The sequence below is a fragment of the Nostoc sp. UIC 10630 genome (genome assembly GCF_010747425.1).
In the GTDB taxonomy this organism is placed as follows: domain Bacteria; phylum Cyanobacteriota; class Cyanobacteriia; order Cyanobacteriales; family Nostocaceae; genus Nostoc.
Genome location: NZ_JAAGOG010000399.1, coordinates 1 through 2,365, shown reverse-complemented (window position 1 = coordinate 2,365; position 2,365 = coordinate 1). Strand labels below are relative to the sequence as shown.

The 2,365-nt window shown below is 39.6% G+C and carries 3 protein-coding genes; all 3 read left to right on the top strand.

What is annotated here, in order from left to right; translation table 11 throughout:
• Window positions 1–416: 416 nt before the first annotated feature.
• The gene (locus G1O98_RS37880; protein WP_163939557.1) at window positions 417–716 is read left to right on the top strand and encodes a hypothetical protein; all 300 of its coding nucleotides are present in this window, start codon (window positions 417–419) and stop codon (window positions 714–716) included.
• Between the two features lie 115 nt (window positions 717–831).
• Window positions 832–1,899, top strand: a complete 1,068-nt coding sequence (locus G1O98_RS37875) for a WD40 repeat domain-containing protein (protein ID WP_163939555.1) — start codon at window positions 832–834, stop codon at window positions 1,897–1,899.
• Window positions 1,900–2,077: 178 nt separating this feature from the next.
• The coding region (locus tag G1O98_RS37870; protein WP_163939553.1) for a hypothetical protein at window positions 2,078–2,365 on the top strand (288 nt) is incomplete at its 3' end.

Here is a 2,365-nt window from a genome sequence, read left to right as displayed (position 1 = left end):
TCCACTGATGTATAAAATATTCTTTCCTAAATTTTACTCATCTCAATGATTTTTTTGCACTTGTGAGAAATCCGGGTCAAGCAATGGCGTAGTCCATCGCCTCCTCAATCGATTTCTCATGAGTGATTGCCGAAGCCCTGCTGTTGACAGTACAGGTAGTGGGCTTGAGTAATCTCCAAGTCACAAGATGGAGTTCTATGAAGTAAAAAATATAGGTTCTTCAGTACGTAGTATGCTGGACTTTTAATTAAAGTCCTTTACTTGCCTTGAAAATCAAGCCTTACAGGGAGTTATAGCTTCAATTTCCGAATCAAGGCTCAAATGCTAATACTAACGGCTGTTATTATTGCCCAGTATGGGTTTGAAGCTTATTTTCAGACGTATTTAGCATAAGAAGTAATGAAGAGCCAAAATATATGAGTAATACTGAGTTTCATCCTTGCCCAATCTGTTCGACCCCAACTCGATATTTTCCAAGATATCCACACACAGTTTGCAATGATTGCTATAGCAAAGCAAGTGATGCTCAGGGACGAAAATTGAGTTTTTTTAATACCTCAATGAGTGGAGGATTTGAGGGAGTTATAACTGAAACTAAAGAGAAGTACGAAAGCCATATTTGCTATATTGATGGCGTAAAATGCTGCGCTGATGAAGCTCGGTTTGGCGGGATTGTGATTGAAACGATGATAAATGATGATTTTTCTAATCACTAGGAAACCGTATTTAGATTATTAACTTATACTCCGTGTTTGACCGTGGTCTATCAGACTGGGTGCGATTGCGTCCATCAAATGGGAACCATGTTATGTAATTGCGTTCCTGGACACCATGAAATTATTGAATTTTCTCAAATCCAAACCAGTCACTATAGTCTTAGCGATTGCAGTAAACATCACTTTCATTGATATACATTCTTCTAGTTCAAAGCTTCCTATAAGCAAGAGTACAATTACTCAGTCCCAACCAAAGATTCAACTTGTTCACACACTGACTGGGCATAAAAAAGTGACTTTTGGTGTTCGAGCCGTTGCGATTAGCTCTTCGGGGCAAACCCTGATTAGTGCAGGTAGAGATGATACAATTAAATTCTGGAATTTACGTACTGGGAAATTACTGCGTAGTTTAGACGCTCACTCAGATGGTATTACTTCAATAGCTATTAGTCCAGATGGTAAGCGAATTGTAACTGGTGGGATAACCACCCCAACAATGAAGGTTTGGGATTTACGCACTTTCCTTATGCTTGACAGCGACATTGGACATACCCAACCGGTAGAAACCGTTGCGATTAGTTCAGATGGTAGGTTGATTGCTAGTGGCAGTGACGATGGCACAATCAAGCTTTGGGATTTACACACGCTTAAACAGCTTGATACCATTCCTGCACACTCAGGATTTGTGAGTAAAGTTGCATTTAGCCCTGATATGCAAACCCTTGTGAGTAGTGGGGGTGGCGATGATAATACAATTAGGCTGATTGATTTACAAACTAAAAAAACACGCCATATTCTCAAAGGGCATAAAACCGGAGTTGATGCTATTGCCATTACTCCAGATAGCAAAAAGCTTGTTACTGGTAGTTTTGGTCAGCTAGTTTCTCGAAATCGTGCGATTAGTACTCTGAAATTATGGAATCTTCAAAGTGGAAAACTACTGCATGATTTTAGTGATAATTTTAATTCAGTTGAATCTCTTGTAATCAGCCCGAATGGAAAAATTCTGATTTGCGGCAATTATGATGGCAGTATTAAACTGTGGAGCTTAGAGACTTTAAAGCAGTTGCATACCTTTCAAGATGGTTCCAGTTCGGTTTTAGGGCTTGCTCTGAGCCGGGATGGTAAAACCCTTGTTAGTAGCAATGAGGATAGCATTATACATATTTGGCAAATTAAATAACTGCATTAGCCCTATTTTTGGCGCATAGGAACTTCTAAAACGAGAAGCTGGTTACAAATACAGAACTTAACTTTAACCATCGATATTCTCGTTTAAAAAGTACGACTAATTTCAAAGTAAAATTTTCACTAGTTTTTGGAGTTGCTAGGGAAGCACAGAATAAAGGTAGTATCTGAAGATGATGGAATCCCCAAGAAGTTATTACGATGCTGAGTTTGGACAGATTATATTGGAAGATAACTATTGGACTTTAGCACAATGTGCTGTTTTGGGCGATCGCCGTGTACGGATTTGTGTGGATTTTGAACAGGGGCAGATTGGGAAACTTTCATTGCTTCAGCGTGAAGCTATTCGGCAGGCTCTAGCCTTGTCACCCGATGTGTTACACGTCACTGCTCCTCTGGTGCTGCAAAATTATGATGTATATCGTGACATGATTGGAGATGAGTCAATGCCTGTGTTGGCT

What these genes read in the sequence shown, in the direction of transcription:
- G1O98_RS37880 (WP_163939557.1), top strand. Translation starts at nt 417, where the DNA reads ATGAGTAATACTGAGTTTCATCCTTGCCCAATCTGTTCGACCCCAACT.
- G1O98_RS37875 (WP_163939555.1), top strand. Translation starts at nt 832, where the DNA reads ATGAAATTATTGAATTTTCTCAAATCCAAACCAGTCACTATAGTCTTA.